This window comes from Bartonella sp. AP36NXGY, from assembly GCF_042195865.1.
GTDB lineage: Bacteria > Pseudomonadota > Alphaproteobacteria > Rhizobiales > Rhizobiaceae > Bartonella.
On sequence record NZ_JBHIPD010000006.1, the window covers coordinates 66,132 to 82,726 of the forward strand.

Sequence of the window (16,595 nt, forward strand, 5' to 3'; positions counted from 1 at the left end):
GATATGCAAACGGATGTTTTTTATGGTTGCAATATAAGAGAATTTGAAACAAAACAATCTGACGATATTTAAATGAAAAAAATAAATTATCATTATAAATAAGTCTCTTATCTTAAACTCTTTAAACTTATTTTTAAAATATCTAATTTTTATTAACACGTTTTAAAATCAAAGAATTTCTTATCAAGCAAATGACTTGGGCGTACATTTGTTAAAGCGCGAATCATCGTATCTTTACGTCCTGGCATTTGTCTTTCTATATTTTTCAGCATTTCTTTCATTGCATTACGTTGTAATCCATCTTGACTACCGCAAAGATTACAAGGAATAATTGGAAATTGCATTTCTTGAGAAAATTTTTCCATATCTTCCTCAGCAGCATAAACAAGAGGACGTAATACAAAAAGATCTCCTTCATCATTTTTAAGTTTTCCAGGCATGGCAGCTAATCGGCCACCGTGAAACAAATTCATAAAAAATGTTTCTAAAACATCATCACGATGATGACCTAAAACTAATGCAGAACATCCCTCTTCACGTGCAATACGATAGAGATTACCACGTCGTAATCGAGAACAAAGTGAACAATATGTCTGCGACTCTGCCAATTTATCTGTAACAATGGAATAAGTATCCTGATATTCAATACGATATGGAATTTTATAAGAACTTAAAAAGTCTGGAAGAATATGCTTAGGAAATCCTGGTTGCCCTTGATCAAGATTACAGGCTAGAATTTCAACGGATAAAAGACCTCGCCACTTTAAGTCTAAAAGAAGCGCTAATAAACCATAAGAGTCTTTTCCACCCGATAAAGCAACAAGCCATTTTTTCCCTGTAGAGAGCATAGAAAAATCATCCAAAGCTTGTCGCATATGACGTAAAAGTCGTTTGCGCAATTTATTAAATTCTACGCTTGAAGGAGCAACACGAAACATTGGATGACAATTATCTGCTTCGCTTATTAAAGGATCATCTCTCCCTTTGTTTTCTTCTATTGCCTGATATTCAACTGAAACATCATTCATAATACCATATCCTGCACAATAAACGGCTCGTTTTGCAAAGATAAAAACAAATATTAAAGCAAGCTTACATCTATGTTTTTTGAATTTATAAATTAGATACACAAAAAAGAAATGGAACTATACAAATTTATGACTATAAAACATAGCAATAAACTTAATATAGAACCATTTACAAAAAGAACTTATTAACTTCAAATATTGTAAGAATAACACAATATTTTGAAGTTATCATAATAGAAGAGAGAAACAATTTCTCTTACAGAAAAATTATCGAGAATAAAATTCAACAACCAGATTAGGTTCCATTTGCACAGCATAAGGAACATCTGCAAAAGCAGGAATACGTGTAAAGGTTGCTTTCATCTGTTTATGATCTGCTTCAATATAATCAGGGACATCACGTTCTGCCAATTGCACTGATTCTAACACTAAAACAAGTTGTTTCGATTTTTCCCGAACCTCAATAACATCACCTGGTTTACAACGATAAGATTGAATGTTTGTGCGCCGCCCATTGACATTAACATGACCGTGATTGATAAATTGGCGAGAAGCAAAAATCGTAGGTACGAATTTTGCACGATAAACAACAGCATCCAAACGTGATTCTAACAGACCGATAAGATTTTCACCAGTATCGCCCCGTCGACGGGCAGCTTCTTCATAGGTTTTATGAAATTGTTTTTCTGAAATATCTCCATAAAACCCTTTCAATTTCTGTTTAGCGCGCAACTGCACCCCATAGTCAGAAAGTTTTCCTTTACGACGCTGTCCATGCTGACCTGGACCATAATCACGACGATTGACAGGAGATTTTGGACGCCCCCAAATATTTTCTCCCATACGACGGTCAATTTTATACTTTGTTGTTTCGCGTTTACTCATCGCATTTCCTTATAAAATAAAACACGAGATCTTAAGACCCCAAGGAAACGCGCCCTCCTCTGCCTTTAAATACTAAAGACTGACAGAATACCTTAACATATCAATATGCAAAGTTATCCACGGGACACGTCAATTAATGCTATTTTCTTGAAAAAATAGCTAGATCATCATTATTGGTCTCGTAACCCAAAGTCAACTCCTTTCATGAGTTTTAAGCCAAATCCTTTAAACAAATTCTCCGTTAAAGAAGTGATATTTTTTGATGTCAACAACGCAAAATCTTGATATTTCTTTATATATTGATGGTGTATCTTTCCCGACAATGGTAATAAAGATCTGATATGTTTGGCGATCGCTTTCGCCGGATCAATCCACTCAACGGACCATAAAGCATGTTCACGAAAGAAATTAATCAAAAAAGGATAATGTGTGCAGGCTAAAACAATAACATCCGTATATTGTCCATTTTTTTCCACAAAACATGGCAAGATTTCTTTTCTTAACTCTTCTGAATCGATAGATTTTCCCCGTAAATAATCTTCAGCAAGTCCAGCCAGCTTTTTACTTCCCACAAGCTGAACATGACACTGTCCAGCAAAAGAGTTAATTAATTCATTTGTATAAGCACGTTTAACTGTTCCAGGAGTCGCTAATACGGAAATAAAACCAGATTTTGTTTGTTCAGCAGCTGATTTAATTGCAGGAACCGTTCCTACAAAAGGGACATGAGGAAAATTCTGTCGTAAATCTGCTATCATCAGTGTAGAAACAGTGTTGCAAGCAATCACACATAAAGCTGGATTGTAACGTGTTAAAAGATTTGTAAAAATCTTCAAAATACGCTCTTTCAAAATATTTTCTTTCCAATTTCCATAAGGAAATCCTGCATCATCAGCAACATAGATAAATTGCATGTCGGGGATAAGAATACGCGCTTCCCTGAACACTGTTAAACCACCAATACCGCTATCAAAAAAAAGAACAGGTCGTTCATCCATTAGTTTTCACACTTATTTTTAATTTTTTTACGATCACGCTCTTCCGGTGCTCTACTCCCCCGTGGATATTGTGGCGAAAAATGATCCAAAGAAGATATAATGCCTCGCAATAAACGAACCTCAGGTTCACTAAAGTTAGCGCGCGTAAAAACAGAGCGCAAATTTGCAAGCATTACTTCTTTACGTTCTGGTGGTCTAAAATACCCACGGATATTCAAAGCCTCTTCTAACTGAGATAAAAAACCATGGAATATTGTTTTATTTGCAGGTTCCATCTCTGCTGCACGAAATGCCGTATCGCTGACATTCTCTAAACCAGCTTTCATCCATTCGTAAGACATTAAAAGAACCGCTTGCGCAATATTAAGTGACGCAAAAGCAGGATTAACTGGAAAAGTAATAATTTCATCAACAAGGCTGATTTCATCATTTTCTAGTCCCCATCTCTCTCTTCCAAAGACAATCCCAGTCTTATGTCCGATACTTTCACGCTGACGTAATACGCTTGCTGCTTCGACAGCACTTTTTACAGTTTTAAATCCACATCTTTCACGTGCTGTTGTGGCAAAAACATAGTGTAAATCTGCAATTGAATCACGCAATGTGTTAAAAATCACAGCATTATTAATGACATGATCAGCTTTACTCGCAGCAGCTCTAGCTTTTTCATTTGGAAACATCTCTCGAGGATTGACTAATCGAAGCTTAGAAAGCCCAAAATTTGCCATTGCCCTTGCGACCATACCAATGTTTTCAGGAAGCTGCGGTTCAACTAAAATAATAATGGGACCATTTGTTAAATTTTCACGATTCCTATTCGTTCCTGCCATCAATTTTACCTAGTTTCACTTAAACTATCTCCCTCTCCACTATTTTTTACGAAACCTTTTTCACAATACTCTAATGCTGTTTAATAATAACTTATAGATAATCTATCTTTTCATTCAAAGATAATAGTTTCTAAACCTAATAATAAATTTTAAAAGCCATTAAAGTGAACGATGGAATTTATAACAATTTATATAAGATATCGTAGCGTTTTTTACATCAATTTTATCTTTTTAAATAGGGAACAGCCCCTATAAATCATAATCTCAGTTGAATTATGAAATCATAAATCCTAAAAAAGGGATATGCACTTTATGCCCAAACTTTTTCCTGCAAAGCTTATCCGTCGTTATAAACGTTTCCTTGCGGATGTTCAACAAGATGATCAGCATGTCCTCACCGTGTCTGTACCTAATACAGGATCAATGCTTGGATTAACAGCTTTCAACACCAATATTTGGCTTTCTTATCATAACAACATCAAACGAAAATATGCCTATCAATTAGAAATTATTGAAGCCGATAATACTTTGGTTGGCATTAATACGTCTTTACCCAATAAACTTGCGTTAGAAGCAATTCAAAATGGATTACTACCAGAATTAAATGGATATAAAACAATTTTAAAAGAACAACGCTATGGGACACAATCACGAATTGACTTTCTTTTACGTGATGACATTCTTCCTGATTGTTACCTAGAAGTCAAAAATGTTCATTTTATTCGTCAGAAAGGATTAGCAGAATTTCCTGATAGCGAAACAAAACGTGGTGCACGTCACCTTGATGAGCTCATAGAAGTTGTACAACAAGGAAAACGAGCTGCTATGCTTTATATTATTCAACGAGAAGATTGCTCAGCTTTTACAATTTGTCATGATCTTGATCCACTCTATGGACGTAAGTTTGATTTAGCATTAAAATCAGGAGTAGAATGTTATGCTGTAAAGTGTCATGTAAGTGTAGAAGGCATTTTTCCGATTCAGAGAGTAAAAATAGAAAATAGAAGAAACAATGACTGAGTATATCGAATATAATAAAATCCCTTTAAAATTTAATGGAAAAATCCGCATTTTCGATGATTATGCTTTTGCTAAAATGCGTGAAGTTGGTCGTATTGCTGCAGAATGCCTTGATGCGCTTACAGATATTATTAAGCCGGGCGTTACTACGCAAGAAATAGATGATTTTGTATTTATTTTTGGAGCTAAGCGAGGAGCACTTCCTGCTGATCTAAATTATCATGGATACAGCCATTCATGCTGTACATCTATCAATCACGTTGTCTGCCATGGCATTCCCAATAAAAGACCTTTGCAAGAAGGTGATATTGTAAATGTTGATGTAACCTTTATCCTTGATGGTTGGCATGGGGATTCAAGCCGAATGTATCCTGTTGGAAAAATTAGGCGTGCCGCAGAACGCTTGCTAAAAATAACCTATGAAAGTCTTATGCAAGGAATCGCTGTCGTTAAGCCTGGAGCAACGACAGGTGATATTGGGGCAGCCATTCAACAGTATGCAGAATCTGAACGCTGTTCAATTGTGAGAGATTTTTGCGGACATGGTATCGGCCAGCTTTTTCATGATGCTCCCAATATTCTCCATTATGGAAATCCTGGAGAAGGAGTTGAATTAAAACAAGGTATGATGTTTACAATTGAGCCTATGATTAACCTTGGTAAACCACAAGTTAAGATTTTATCTGACGGTTGGACTGCTGTTACCCGTGACCGCTCTCTGACAGCACAATATGAACATACAATTGGTGTTACAAATGAAGGGTATGAAATATTTACACAATCTCCTAAAAATATTTTTTATATTCCAAATTCCCATACCTAACGCAATGTAGAGATGTTATGGCTAAAAAATTAAATCAAAAGGAAGATACTCAAAGTAATCACTTTGCATTAACATCGAGTTCTCCACTCACCCCAGTATCAGAAAGAAAAAGTGAAGAGCCTCAGAAAAACGCACAGCTTCATAAACATTATCAAGGCCATCGTGAACGTCTTCGGAAGCGCTATTTAAAGTCAAAAGGAAATGCAATTGAAGATTATGAATATCTTGAATTATTGCTTTTTCGCACAATACCCCGTGCAAACACAAAACCCATAGCTAAAAATTTGATAGCGCGTTTTGGTTCATTAGCTGATGTGTTGGGAGCGGATATTCACCGACTTCAAGAAATTCCAGGATGTGGTCCCGCCACTGCAGTTGATTTAAAAATTATTTCAGATGTTGCTGGACGTCTTGCTCGTGCGCAATTGTTTAAGCGCGATATTTTTTCATCATGGGATAAAGTGTTAGCGTATTGTAAAGCTGTTATGGCTCACGAAACACGTGAACAGTTTCGTATTTTGTTTCTTGATAAGAAAAACGGCTTACTTGCTGATGAGGTGCAACAAACTGGAACCATTGATCATACCCCTGTTTATCCTCGTGAAGTTATTTCTCGAGCTTTAGAGTTATCCGCATCAGGACTTATCTTAGTCCACAATCACCCTTCTGGCGATTCCACCCCCTCTAATGCAGATATAACAATGACATATAGATTAAAAGATGCAGCAAATGCATTAGGCATTATTATCCATGACCATCTTATTATTGCACGAAATAACCATACGAGTTTTAAAGCGTTAAAACTTATATAAATCTTATGGGATAAAAAAGACTTCATTCAACTATGAATAACGAATCAATTTTCTAAATCAATATCTAATATAGCCATTGAGAAATTATAGGAGAGCTCATCTTCATCTTCATCTCGATAGATAATGCCTAAAAACTCATCTCCTATATAAACCTCACAAGAATCACTCTTTTTAGGCCGTGCTCTGACTTGCAATGCTGAGTTTTGGAATATATTTTTAAAATAATTATCAAGTTTTTTTATTTCATCAGCATTCACTATGCTCTCCTGTTTTTTTGAAACGATTAAAATAATTGCGTGTCGTGCAAATAAGACACTCTTATGATTCTGTAAAGTCAGTAAAAAAGCATAATCTGAATATTTACTTAATATTACATATATTCACAACGTTCTTTATACATTCATAAAGAACGTTTACAAAAGGAGTCTATCATTATTAAATATACCCGTATAGATTAAAAAATGGCAAAAAAAAACTGTATATTTTTAATAATTTTACTTTATCTCCAATTTTAGCATCTGTATTTAAAATGCATATTCGTAAGAATAAATTGATCAATAATTTATAATTTTGTTTATTTTATAAAAAATACAAATAAAAATATTTTTTTATTTAAAACTACATTTTTTAGCAAAAAATATTTATTACATCATTCGAAAATAATTCTTTTTAATAACCTTTAAAGTATAATTATCTAATCTTAGAAGAATTACCTCTCTGGAAAATATACAAAATAAGCTAATAAGAGTTTATTTTTCTTTTCATTTTTTATAAAAACTTACGTCATAACAGAAAGATTTTTAATAAGCTTTTTTCAATTTATACGAAATAAAAATATTGGGTATTTCTGTAAATTCTAAAAGCTATGAAGAGTTCTTATTTTATAGGATAACGAGAAAGAAAATCGATAACGCCTTTTTTATAAACTTTATCGCCTACAGCAAGCATATGATCTCGATCAGGAATTGATAAAGCTTCACCACAAGGCAACAAGGCTGCCAATGGCTCTGCATCACCGCCAATTTCATCTAATGAACCAACGGCAACAAGTGCTGGTTGTTTGATTTTGTAAACTTCAGACGCCGTTAACTCCTGTTTTGATGTAATGATACAAGCAGCAAGAGCACGCCTATCGCTTTTCGTTTGATCTGCAAATTTACGGAACATTAAACCGCGCGTATTGGTAATGGTAGAAATATCTTCCGCTAGAAGAGCTTCAGCCACAGGCTCCCAATTTCCTGCTCCCGTTACCATACCAATACCTAAACCACCAAAAATAACGCTGTTCACATATGTTGGATGCAAAAGAGCCATAAAAGCACTAATACGAGCTCCCATAGAATATCCCATAACATGAGCTTTAGATAACTCTAAATGCTGCAGTAACTTTACTGCGTCGCCAGCCATAGCTTGAGGTGTATAAAAGATAGGATCATAACTTTTAACTGAATCTCCGTGACCGCGATTATCAAGAGCAATAACACGATATCCTGCTTCAGTGAGAATACGAAACCAACCCGTTGCATACCAATTCACCCGTGCAGAAGATCCAAAACCATGGATCAACAAAATAGGCGCGCCCTGCCCTTCTTCTCGATAAGCAAATCGCAAACCATTATATTCAAAAAAACGAATATCTTCAGCGGTCATTTTTTATTGCACTTTCCACAAAGTACAGGATGAATAACACGTTGTCCTTTTTGTATCTTTTTTTTAGAAACTTCACCAGCGTTAATTTCAAGTGCAAAAGCTGCAGGAACTTCTGATGAAATGGTATTTGTTGAAAGTGGCGAAGTATTTTCAATAATCGATACAATAATTCCCTCAGAGTTTAAGAAAATCATATCTAAAGGTAAAGGCGTATTTGCCATCCACATAAAAATTTTCTGCTCATCTCCCGATGGATAACTTTTTAGCTGCTTAAAGAGCATTGCACGATCGCGTGGAAAATCAGTTCGATACATTAAACCAGCTGCTGCTTGAGATGGCGTAAAAGCAATCTCTACCTTATAAAAAACCGGACCTTGCTTTGTATGTATTTCTAAAGGAATCGGATGCACAGGAATCTCTATGGGCTCCTTTGCTACAACAACAGGCATATCTAACATAAAAAGCATCACCAATAAAACAATATACTCCTTTTTAAAAGGCTTTAACATTCTTGTCTCCACCAGAGAAAAATTTTAAATTTTGTTTATAAAATAAAAAGTACCAGAGTTTAAAAGTCAAAAAACAAGAGAATTGCTTCCTTGTTATTTTCTAGTTTCTTTCAACGTAATATGCACAATTTTCTTCATTTGGTTTATGGATTCACGAGAGCTATATTTTCTTTAAAAATCTACTTCTATAGCAATTTATGAAACAATCACCTTTAAAAATATAGAAAACACACTGATTTCACTCGTGAAATTTAATGCGTAGCTAAAGGAATGCCTATATCCGGATAAATCTCTGCTGTCATTAAACCTTTTTCTCCTTTACCAAAACGTACAAGAACAACTTGACCCGAACGAAGCTCTGCTAAACCAAAACGGCGCAATGTTTCCATATGAATAAAAATATCTTCCGTTCCTTGCCCACGGCTAAGAAAACCGTATCCTTTGTCACGATTAAACCATTTAACAATTGCTCGTTCTAGTCCACTTTCTGGAGTAACAACAACATGGGTACGGGCTGGAACTTCTGATGGATGGATTGCTGAAGAACAATCTATGGATTTCACCTGAACGCACTTTAATCCTCGTTCAGTTTTTTCCACAGCACAAATGACTTTAGCTCCCTCCAAAGCTGTTTGAAAACCATCCCTTCGCATTACTGTAACATGCAATAATATATCGGGGAAATGAGGTAAATCAGGTACAATAAATCCATACCCCTTACTACCATCAAACCACTTAATGACACCACTGATTTCGATAATCTCCCCACAAGCACCTATACTATCCTCAGATGGGGAACAATCCTTTAATGCATCCTTACTCGTCATAATAACGTGATCCTGTAGCTTATAAATTGTACGATATTGATTCTCTAGGTTTAAGTAAACATTGCTCTTGTATCAACACGCAAGCCCCAAGATAAGATTTCCCCACATTGTCGTATCTTCTATGTTAATGTCAGAGAATATCAACGTGAATATTTATAAAACTATTTGATTGTACACTTTACATACCTTACAAGAAGTGCCCTACAAAAGAGATCATATAAAAGTTTTTTTACATAATGATATTTTGATTAATGTGTAACTTGCATGATGAAGAAGTTCAATATAAGGTGAAAAAACGACAATTCAATTAAGGAAAATGCGCAATGCAATTGAAGAAAATCCTTACGATAATCGCAGCATTTATGGCATTTACAGCAAATGTTTATGCGAGTGAACCTATTAAGATTGGTGTTTATCTTCCATTAAGTGGTCAAAATGCATTTGGAGGTCAGCTTGAAATTAGAGGTATAGAATTAGCCCATAAAAAAGTTCCAGAAATTTTAGGACGTAAAGTAGAACTTGTTATTATTGATAATAAGTCTGATAAAGTAGAAGCGGCTAATGCTGTTATGCGTTTAACAGCAAGTGAAAAAGTGAGTGGAATCATTGGTAGCTATGGTTCTTCGCTCTCGTTAGCAGGTGGTGAAATATCTGAAAAGGCAAAGACTCCAACCATTGCAACGTCCTCAACAAGTCCCCTTGTTACACAGGGTAAAAAATATTACTTTCGTGCTTGCTTTATTGATTCCTATCAAGGAGTAGGAATCGCAACTTATGTAAGCCAAACTTTACACGCAAAAAAGGCTGCTATCCTTAAAGATATTTCAAGCGATTATGCTATTGGTCTTGCAAGTTATTTTACGCGTGCTTTCAAAAAATTAGGTGGTGAAGTTATCTCAAATTTAAATTATAATTCTGGAGATCAGGACTTTTCAGCTGTTCTCACGCAAATTATCGCCCAGAAACCTGATATCTTATTCATTCCATCTTACTTTTCTGAAGGTGCTATCATCATGAAACAAGCACGAGAATTAGGGGCTAAATTTCAAATTATGGGTGGAGATGCTATGGATAATCCAGAAACCATTACGATTGCAGGAAAAGCTGCAGAAGGTTTCTTACATACGACACTTCCCTATAGTGAGGATATGCCAAATATGTCAGTAGCTGCGCAAGAATTCACAAAAGAATGGAAAAAAGCTTACCCAGACAAAGAGCCAAATATCAATTCTGTTTTGGGATACACGAGTTATATGATGTTCATGAAGGCTATTGAAAATGCTGGTAGCACTGATCGTGAAAAAATTACTATCGCACTTAGCCAATTAAAAGATTTTCCTACCCCCTTTGGGGATATGTCAATGGATGAAAATCATAATCCTAAAATTCCTATTGGTATCATTAAAATACAGGATGGAAAACGTGTTTATTTAGAAGAAGTTAAACCTGCTTTTTAATTAAAAAGTTGTGCTTATTAAAATGCAAGAATTGGTTGAGGATCTTTTTCTCAACCAAAAACTTAGAAATTTCTTATTGTCCTATGTAAATTAACAAATGTGGAAGGATGAGAGATGAGCACTGAAATGTTCATCCAGTACTTTTTTAATGCACTGGCATTGGGATCTCTTTATGGGCTTATTGCTATTGGCTACACCATGGTCTACGGTATACTGAGACTCATTAATTTTGCTCACGGTGATATCTTTATGCTGGGAGCATATTTTGTTTTCTTTTCCACAATTGGCTTTATGCCTGCTTGGGCAGCTTTTCTTCTTTTGTTCCTTGCTGCTCTTGTTTATTATTCGGTCTTTATAGGCTTTAAAAGGCGTCCTCCAATTTATTGGATTGCTGCTTTTTTAATTCTTGCGCTAGGATTTGTTTATTATTTTAAAATTTCCCCGCAAGACTTTACACCGATTTGGGTTTTAGCTCTTTGTTTTTCCATTTTTATTACAAGTGCTGTGGGTGTTGCTGTTGATCAATTTGCTTATAAACCTCTACGCCATGCTCCGCGTATTTCGGCACTTATCGGTGCAATTGGTGTTTCTTTTTTTATTGAAAATCTTGCTACTGTACTCTTTAGTGGTGTTCCGAAAGGTGTACAACAGCCAGACTTTCTTGTAACACCATTTTTATGGCATCTAGGATCAGGAGCAGATGGTATCATCAGAATTGCTCCCATGTCTCTGATCGTTCCCTTTGTGTCATTAATTCTTATTTTATTACTATTATGGATTATCCATAAAACAAAACCGGGTCTTGCTATGCGCGCAATCTCCCATGATATTGAAACAACACGTTTGATGGGTGTGTCTGTCAATAAAGTTATTGCGTTTACATTTGGAATAGGCTCAGCTCTTGCCGCCATAGCAGGCATTATGTGGTCTTTACGTTATCCTCAAATTCAGCCTTATATGGGTGTTCTTCCTGGTCTCAAAGCATTTATTGCTGCTGTTATCGGAGGTATTGGTTCGATACCAGGAGCAATGTTGGGAGGATTGTTATTAGGGTTTATTGAAATTATGATTATCGCATTTTTCCCCGCGCTATCTGGATATCGAGATGCCTTCGCTTTCATTTTATTGATTCTGATTCTATTGATATTGCCCACAGGATTAATGGGTAAAAGAAATCAGGAGAAAATCTAATGGCAAAGTCAGCGACAACTGTTTTATCGTGTATAAGTGTTTTAGTTCTCATAGGTTTTTTATTTTATGCTGATAGCCATTTTAATGACTATACGCTTCGTATCATCAATCTGATTGCTATTAATGCGATATTGGCAATTTCGCTTAATTTGATTTACGGTTTCACAGGTATGTTTTCTCTTGGACATGCTGGATTTATGGCTATTGGTGCTTATGTTTGCGCAATTTTACTTCTTTCCCCTGAACAAAAAGAAATGATGTGGATTCTTGATCCTATTGCTGAACCATTATATCATTTGCAGTTACCTTTTTTTATCGCTGTTGTCGTAAGTGGTTTGTGTGCTGCTGTTGTAGGTTTATTAATTGCTTTACCAATATTGCGTCTTGGTGGCGATTATCTTGGAATTGCAACATTAGGTTTTGCGGAAATTATTCGCATTGTCATTACGAACGCAACATCGCTCACAAATGGCTCTTTGGGAATCAAAGGAATACCTCAAAATGCAACATTATGGTGGAACTATGGTTGGCTAGCATTTACAGTTCTCTTTATTGTCCTCTTACTGCAAAGCAATACTGGTAACGTATTACGTGCTATCCGTGATGATGAAATAGCTGCGAAAACTATGGGAATTAATGCTTTTTTCTACCGTAGTTTTTCCTTTACTGTTGGAGCATTTTTTGCAGGTATAGGTGGCGCATTAATGGCGGCTCTTATTTCAACCATTGATCCAAAAATGTTTAATTTTCTTCTGACTTTTAATATTTTAATGATTGTTGTTGCTGGTGGTCTCGGTTCAATTACAGGGAGCATTATTGGCAGCATTATTATTACAGTCATGCTTGAATGGCTTCGTATCATTGAAAGTCCATTTGACTTAGGTTTTATACATATTCCAGAAACCCCAGGGCTTCGTATGGTTGTTTTTTCTCTTTTATTGCTGGTAATTATCTTGTTTTGGAGAAAAGGGTTAATGGGACAACGAGAATTTTCATGGAATGGAATTTATAGCTTTTTGACACGCAAAAAGCTTTCTAATACTGAGGGAAAGCTATGAACGACAATATCCTTTCACTCAATAATATTGTAATGCGTTTTGGCGGATTAGTTGCTGTAAATAATGTTAATATGGCAATTAAACGAGGAAGTATTACTGGATTAATTGGTCCCAATGGTGCTGGAAAAACAACAGTTTTCAATATGATTTCTGGATTTTATGCTCCTACAAGCGGCATCATTCTTTTTGATGAGAAAAAAATTTCTGGAGCGTCTCCTTATATTATCTGTAGAAGCCATATTGCCAGAACATTTCAAAATATTCGTCTTTTCTCAGGGTTAACGGTTTTGCAGAATGTTATGGTAGGAGCGCATGTTCGACAAAAATATCCTTGGTTTTCTTCAGCTCTCTTTTTTTCAAAAGCAATAAAAGAAAAGAAGGAAGTTTATAAAAATTCCTTGGAGCTCCTTGAACAGCTACAACTTGATCATCTTGCCAATCAATCGGCAACAGCTTTACCTTATGGTGTGCAACGACGTCTAGAAATTGCACGTGCGTTAGCCACAAAGCCCAAATTGCTTCTTCTTGATGAACCTGTTGCTGGCATGAATCCACAAGAAAGTGAAGATCTTAGAAAATTCATAGCAAAAGTGCAAAAAGACTTTGATCTTACAATTCTTCTTATTGAGCACGATATGAAAGTGGTTATGGGGCTTTGCCAACATATTTTGGTTATGGAATATGGCTGTTGCATTGCCAGTGGTACACCAGATGAAATTCGTAATAACCCTAAAGTTATTGAAGCTTATCTTGGCGGAGATGTTTATGGATATTCTTAAAATAAAAAATCTTTACGTTCATTATGGCGCCATTAAAGCTGTCCAAAATCTTTCTATGTCCATAAAGCGGGGCAGTATTGTCACTTTAATTGGAGCCAATGGTGCAGGAAAAAGCAGTATTGTACGTTCTATTACAGGGCTTAATCGCTCTGTTTATGGAGAAATTACCTATAATGGCAAATCTATTATTAAAAAATCACCAGAAGAGATTTTGCGATTAGGGATTGCTTTAAGCCCTGAAGGACGACGTATCATGCCCCATCTCACTGTTTTAGAGAATCTTCATCTAGGCGCTTATATTCGTCACGATAAGCAGGGAATTTCCCGTGATATTGAATGGATATTTGACCTTTTTCCGCGCCTACGTGAAAGAGCAAAACAGTTGGGAGGAACAATGTCAGGTGGTGAACAACAGATGGTTGCTGTGGGCCGTGCACTCATGAGCAATCCTGATATGGTCATATTAGATGAACCCTCGTTGGGGTTAGCACCACTTCTCGTTCGAGAAATTTTTTCGATTATTCGAAAAATTAATGATATGGGGAAAACTGTTCTTCTTATTGAACAAAATGCATTTGCTGCACTTTCCATAGCTGACTATGCTTATATTTTAGAGGTAGGACATATTTTATTTCACGGTGAAGGAAAAACTATGCTCTCTGATTCGCGTGTTAAAGAAGCCTATCTTGGTGGGTAAGACTACGAATTAAGGAAATAGAGCTCATTCCCTCCACCATTTAAAAGAGCATTTCTCATTAAGGATGAGAAATGCTCTTTTGTGAATTTTGACTATTACATCCACCATTTTTCTGCACTGAATATTCCTGCTTCTTGTTCAATAATGTGCGCTATCTGAAAAATGACTTCTTCAGAAAAAGGTTTACCAATCAATTGCAATCCTAGAGGTAAACCATTTGATGACAGACCAGCAGGAACAGAAATTCCTGGTAATCCAGCCATATTAACTGGTACAGTAAAAATATCATTAAGATACATTGCTACAGCATCATTTTTTATTTTTTCATCAGCAATACCAAAAGCAGATGTTGGTGTTGCTGGTGTCAAAATAGCATCAATGCCTGAAGCAAAACATTGATCAAAATCACGTTTTACGAGTGTTCTTACTTTTTGAGCTCTTAAATAACAGGCATCATAATAACCTGATGAAAGAACATAAGTCCCAACCAGAATGCGCCGTTTGACTTCATCACCAAAACCAACAGAACGCGTATTTTCATACATCTCAATGATGTCTTTCCCAGGCATGCGCAAACCAAAACGCACACCATCATAACGCGCTAAATTAGAAGAGGCTTCTGCAGGAGCTATAATGTAATAAGAAGGTAGAGCATATTTTGTATGGGGCAAAGAAATATCTTTAATCTCAGCACCTGCTTCTTTTAACCAATTTATTCCTTTTTGCCAAAGCTCAATAATTTCTGGAGACATTCCATCCACATGATATTCTTTTGGAATACCGATTTTCATTCCTTTGATTGATTGACCAAGATAACTTTCATAATCAGGAACTGGTAAATTGACGGAAGTAGAATCTTTTTCATCAAAAGAGGCCATTGATCTGAGTAAGATAGCACAATCACGAACATCTCTAGCAACAGGTCCAGCTTGATCAAGAGATGAAGCAAACGCGACAACGCCCCATCGCGAACAACGTCCATAAGTTGGCTTTATTCCCACAGTTCCAGTAAAAGCTGCTGGTTGACGTATTGAGCCACCTGTATCGGTTGCAGTTGCACCAGCACAAATTTGTGCAGCAACAGCGGCTGCGGATCCTCCCGAAGAACCACCGGGTACGAGTTTTTCATTTGAGCCTTTTTTTCTCCATGGACTAATAACGGGACCATAATATGATGTTTCGTTGGATGAGCCCATAGCAAACTCATCCATATTAAGTTTTCCTAACATCACAGCACCATCTTGCCATAAATTAGCCGTGACAGTTGATTCATAGTGCGGTTTAAAACCATCAAGGATATTTGAACAGGCTTGAGTATGAACACCATAGGTTGCAAAAAGATCTTTAATCCCCAAGGGAATTCCTTCCAAAAGCCCTCCCTGCCCTTTCGCTAAGCGACTGTCTGATTCAGCAGCCATTTTCATTGCCTGTTCTGCTGTTATTGTTACATAAGCATTCAAAGTTGGATTCGCCAACTCTATTGCTTGTAAATAAGCTTCCGTTAATTCTGTTGCTTTGAGATTTTTCTTTGTTAGAGCATCACGAGCTTGCGCAATTGTGAGAGTTGTTAAATCAGTCATATTGGTTCTCAAATTTCAAAAATATAAAAAGTTACTCAACAATTTTTGAGACAAGAAAAAAATTTTCTTCTGTAACAGGGGCATTGGCTACAATATCTGCTGCTTTATCGCCATCTGTAACACTATCTTCACGCATTCGTAGAGTCATCGGCATCACAGATGTTAATGGCTCAACCCCACTGACATTAACTTCATTCAATTGCTCTACAAAACCTAAAATAGCATTGAATTTTTTTGTCACAGGTTCTATCTCATCATCGTGGAGGGCAATCCTTGCTAAATGTGCTATCCGCTTGACTGTCTCTTGATCAACAGACATACTCTTTACGCCTTTCTGCTTTTTTGTTTATTTATTTGATCTTTATTCTGGCTATACAAGGGTGCACTTGTAAGTGCAAGAATATTAGATAACATGAATAAAGAATATAACTATAGATCTGAAACATTAAAA

At 36.1% G+C, this 16,595-nt stretch carries 17 protein-coding genes and 1 pseudogene; 8 read left to right on the forward strand and 10 right to left on the reverse strand.

From position 1 onward, the window contains the following. Nucleotides 1-152: 152 nt before the first annotated feature. From ttcA to ACFINX_RS04040, 4 genes and pseudogenes are all read right to left on the reverse strand, one after another. Nucleotides 153-1,028: a tRNA 2-thiocytidine(32) synthetase TtcA gene (ttcA, locus tag ACFINX_RS04025; protein ID WP_375634106.1), complete on the reverse strand. Its 876-nt coding sequence runs from the start codon at nucleotides 1,026-1,028 to the stop codon at nucleotides 153-155. Nucleotides 1,029-1,295: 267 nt separating this feature from the next. Continuing rightward, the gene (rpsD, locus tag ACFINX_RS04030) at nucleotides 1,296-1,913 is read right to left on the reverse strand and encodes a 30S ribosomal protein S4 (protein WP_273722651.1); all 618 of its coding nucleotides are present in this window, start codon (nucleotides 1,911-1,913) and stop codon (nucleotides 1,296-1,298) included. A 170-nt stretch (nucleotides 1,914-2,083) separates the two neighbouring features. Beyond that, entirely contained in the window at nucleotides 2,084-2,911 is an 828-nt protein-coding gene (gene murI, locus ACFINX_RS04035; RefSeq protein WP_375611921.1) for a glutamate racemase, read from the reverse strand. Beyond that, nucleotides 2,904-3,741: pseudogene (locus tag ACFINX_RS04040) on the reverse strand (RNA methyltransferase). The gene murI and the pseudogene ACFINX_RS04040 overlap by 8 nt, the downstream one beginning before the upstream one ends. Nucleotides 3,742-4,044: 303 nt before the next feature. On the opposite strand from ACFINX_RS04040, the gene sfsA reads away from it, so the two are divergent. From sfsA to radC, 3 genes are read left to right on the forward strand one after another with little or no spacing between them, the layout of a single operon-like run. Continuing rightward, entirely contained in the window at nucleotides 4,045-4,761 is a 717-nt protein-coding gene (sfsA, locus tag ACFINX_RS04045; protein ID WP_375668370.1) for a DNA/RNA nuclease SfsA, read from the forward strand. Beyond that, the gene (map, locus tag ACFINX_RS04050) at nucleotides 4,754-5,584 is read left to right on the forward strand and encodes a type I methionyl aminopeptidase (protein ID WP_375611923.1); all 831 of its coding nucleotides are present in this window, start codon (nucleotides 4,754-4,756) and stop codon (nucleotides 5,582-5,584) included. The genes sfsA and map overlap by 8 nt, the downstream gene beginning before the upstream one ends. A gap of 17 nt (nucleotides 5,585-5,601) precedes the next feature. Then, entirely contained in the window at nucleotides 5,602-6,396 is a 795-nt protein-coding gene (radC, locus tag ACFINX_RS04055) for a DNA repair protein RadC (RefSeq protein WP_375613419.1), read from the forward strand. Nucleotides 6,397-6,440: 44 nt separating this feature from the next. On the opposite strand, the gene ACFINX_RS04060 is transcribed toward radC, so the two are convergent. The 4 genes from ACFINX_RS04060 to ACFINX_RS04075 all read right to left on the reverse strand — a co-directional run bounded on the left by ACFINX_RS04060 (nucleotide 6,441) and on the right by ACFINX_RS04075 (nucleotide 9,382). After that, on the reverse strand, nucleotides 6,441-6,653 hold the full coding sequence (locus tag ACFINX_RS04060) for a DUF3126 family protein (protein WP_375638411.1): 213 nt from the start codon (nucleotides 6,651-6,653) through the stop codon (nucleotides 6,441-6,443). A 619-nt stretch (nucleotides 6,654-7,272) separates the two neighbouring features. Beyond that, complete coding sequence (locus ACFINX_RS04065) at nucleotides 7,273-8,046, reverse strand: alpha/beta fold hydrolase (RefSeq protein WP_375668371.1); 774 nt, start codon at nucleotides 8,044-8,046, stop codon at nucleotides 7,273-7,275. Beyond that, a complete protein-coding gene (locus ACFINX_RS04070) occupies nucleotides 8,043-8,555 on the reverse strand; it encodes a DUF192 domain-containing protein (RefSeq protein WP_375668372.1) in 513 nt (170 codons plus the stop codon). The genes ACFINX_RS04065 and ACFINX_RS04070 overlap by 4 nt, the downstream gene beginning before the upstream one ends. 251 nt (nucleotides 8,556-8,806) lie before the next feature. Continuing rightward, nucleotides 8,807-9,382, reverse strand: coding sequence for a cold-shock protein (locus ACFINX_RS04075; protein ID WP_273791031.1), 576 nt, complete (start codon nucleotides 9,380-9,382; stop codon nucleotides 8,807-8,809). Between the two features lie 323 nt (nucleotides 9,383-9,705). On the opposite strand from ACFINX_RS04075, the gene ACFINX_RS04080 reads away from it, so the two are divergent. From ACFINX_RS04080 to ACFINX_RS04100, 5 genes are all read left to right on the forward strand, one after another. After that, on the forward strand, nucleotides 9,706-10,839 hold the full coding sequence (locus ACFINX_RS04080) for an ABC transporter substrate-binding protein (RefSeq protein ID WP_273791030.1): 1,134 nt from the start codon (nucleotides 9,706-9,708) through the stop codon (nucleotides 10,837-10,839). A 114-nt stretch (nucleotides 10,840-10,953) separates the two neighbouring features. Then, nucleotides 10,954-12,030: a branched-chain amino acid ABC transporter permease gene (locus ACFINX_RS04085; protein WP_375611928.1), complete on the forward strand. Its 1,077-nt coding sequence runs from the start codon at nucleotides 10,954-10,956 to the stop codon at nucleotides 12,028-12,030. Continuing rightward, nucleotides 12,030-13,088 carry a branched-chain amino acid ABC transporter permease gene (locus ACFINX_RS04090; protein ID WP_375611929.1) on the forward strand — a complete coding sequence of 353 codons (1,059 nt, stop codon included), beginning with the start codon at nucleotides 12,030-12,032 and terminating at the stop codon, nucleotides 13,086-13,088. The genes ACFINX_RS04085 and ACFINX_RS04090 overlap by 1 nt, the downstream gene beginning before the upstream one ends. Beyond that, nucleotides 13,085-13,867 (forward strand): ABC transporter ATP-binding protein, encoded by a 783-nt coding sequence (locus tag ACFINX_RS04095; protein WP_375611930.1) that lies wholly within the window; start codon nucleotides 13,085-13,087, stop codon nucleotides 13,865-13,867. Before ACFINX_RS04090 ends, ACFINX_RS04095 begins: the two co-directional genes overlap by 4 nt. Next, nucleotides 13,854-14,564 carry an ABC transporter ATP-binding protein gene (locus tag ACFINX_RS04100; RefSeq protein WP_273791026.1) on the forward strand — a complete coding sequence of 237 codons (711 nt, stop codon included), beginning with the start codon at nucleotides 13,854-13,856 and terminating at the stop codon, nucleotides 14,562-14,564. Before ACFINX_RS04095 ends, ACFINX_RS04100 begins: the two co-directional genes overlap by 14 nt. Nucleotides 14,565-14,659: 95 nt before the next feature. Here the strand turns inward: ACFINX_RS04100 and gatA are convergent, their stop codons facing one another. After that, nucleotides 14,660-16,144 (reverse strand): Asp-tRNA(Asn)/Glu-tRNA(Gln) amidotransferase subunit GatA, encoded by a 1,485-nt coding sequence (gatA, locus tag ACFINX_RS04105; RefSeq protein ID WP_375611931.1) that lies wholly within the window; start codon nucleotides 16,142-16,144, stop codon nucleotides 14,660-14,662. A 31-nt stretch (nucleotides 16,145-16,175) separates the two neighbouring features. Further along, nucleotides 16,176-16,463, reverse strand: a complete 288-nt coding sequence (gatC, locus tag ACFINX_RS04110) for an Asp-tRNA(Asn)/Glu-tRNA(Gln) amidotransferase subunit GatC (protein WP_375650356.1) — start codon at nucleotides 16,461-16,463, stop codon at nucleotides 16,176-16,178. Nucleotides 16,464-16,595: the final 132 nt, after the last annotated feature.

What these genes read in the sequence shown, in the direction of transcription:
- gatC (WP_375650356.1), bottom strand. Translation starts at nt 16,463, where the DNA reads ATGTCTGTTGATCAAGAGACAGTCAAGCGGATAGCACATTTAGCAAGG.
- ACFINX_RS04075 (WP_273791031.1), bottom strand. Translation starts at nt 9,382, where the DNA reads ATGACGAGTAAGGATGCATTAAAGGATTGTTCCCCATCTGAGGATAGT.
- rpsD (WP_273722651.1), bottom strand. Translation starts at nt 1,913, where the DNA reads ATGAGTAAACGCGAAACAACAAAGTATAAAATTGACCGTCGTATGGGA.
- map (WP_375611923.1), top strand. Translation starts at nt 4,754, where the DNA reads ATGACTGAGTATATCGAATATAATAAAATCCCTTTAAAATTTAATGGA.
- ACFINX_RS04085 (WP_375611928.1), top strand. Translation starts at nt 10,954, where the DNA reads ATGAGCACTGAAATGTTCATCCAGTACTTTTTTAATGCACTGGCATTG.
- radC (WP_375613419.1), top strand. Translation starts at nt 5,602, where the DNA reads ATGGCTAAAAAATTAAATCAAAAGGAAGATACTCAAAGTAATCACTTT.
- ACFINX_RS04090 (WP_375611929.1), top strand. Translation starts at nt 12,030, where the DNA reads ATGGCAAAGTCAGCGACAACTGTTTTATCGTGTATAAGTGTTTTAGTT.
- ACFINX_RS04100 (WP_273791026.1), top strand. Translation starts at nt 13,854, where the DNA reads ATGGATATTCTTAAAATAAAAAATCTTTACGTTCATTATGGCGCCATT.
- ttcA (WP_375634106.1), bottom strand. Translation starts at nt 1,028, where the DNA reads ATGAATGATGTTTCAGTTGAATATCAGGCAATAGAAGAAAACAAAGGG.
- murI (WP_375611921.1), bottom strand. Translation starts at nt 2,911, where the DNA reads ATGGATGAACGACCTGTTCTTTTTTTTGATAGCGGTATTGGTGGTTTA.
- gatA (WP_375611931.1), bottom strand. Translation starts at nt 16,144, where the DNA reads ATGACTGATTTAACAACTCTCACAATTGCGCAAGCTCGTGATGCTCTA.
- ACFINX_RS04095 (WP_375611930.1), top strand. Translation starts at nt 13,085, where the DNA reads ATGAACGACAATATCCTTTCACTCAATAATATTGTAATGCGTTTTGGC.
- ACFINX_RS04065 (WP_375668371.1), bottom strand. Translation starts at nt 8,046, where the DNA reads ATGACCGCTGAAGATATTCGTTTTTTTGAATATAATGGTTTGCGATTT.
- ACFINX_RS04070 (WP_375668372.1), bottom strand. Translation starts at nt 8,555, where the DNA reads ATGTTAAAGCCTTTTAAAAAGGAGTATATTGTTTTATTGGTGATGCTT.
- ACFINX_RS04080 (WP_273791030.1), top strand. Translation starts at nt 9,706, where the DNA reads ATGCAATTGAAGAAAATCCTTACGATAATCGCAGCATTTATGGCATTT.
- sfsA (WP_375668370.1), top strand. Translation starts at nt 4,045, where the DNA reads ATGCACTTTATGCCCAAACTTTTTCCTGCAAAGCTTATCCGTCGTTAT.